The organism is Pauljensenia sp. UMB3104 (assembly GCF_030217285.1).
GTDB lineage: Bacteria > Actinomycetota > Actinomycetes > Actinomycetales > Actinomycetaceae > Pauljensenia.
Map to the genome: position 1 here is coordinate 1 of NZ_JASONN010000470.1, position 249 is coordinate 249.

Annotated in this window: 1 protein-coding gene; it reads right to left on the minus strand. The window is 56.6% G+C overall.

Going from position 1 to position 249, the window contains the following annotated elements:
• A partial coding sequence (gene rpsB, locus QP415_RS12445; protein ID WP_285100278.1) for a 30S ribosomal protein S2 occupies positions 1–249 on the minus strand: 249 nt, incomplete at both ends.

The window sequence follows — 249 nt, forward strand, 5'->3', positions numbered from 1 at the left end:
TTTTCGCGGCTCATCATGAGCAGCTCGCGCTTGGTGTGTCCGGAGGATGCGACATCCTCGAAATCGATCTGCTCGAGTTCCTTCAGACGCTGCAGGCGCTTGGAAACGGTGGAGAAGTTGGTCAGCATACCGCCGAGCCAACGGTGGTTGACATACGGCATGCCAACACGTGAGGCCTGCTCTGCAATAGCTTCCTGGCCCTGCTTCTTCGTGCCGACGAACAAAATGTTGCCTCCATGAGCAACGGTT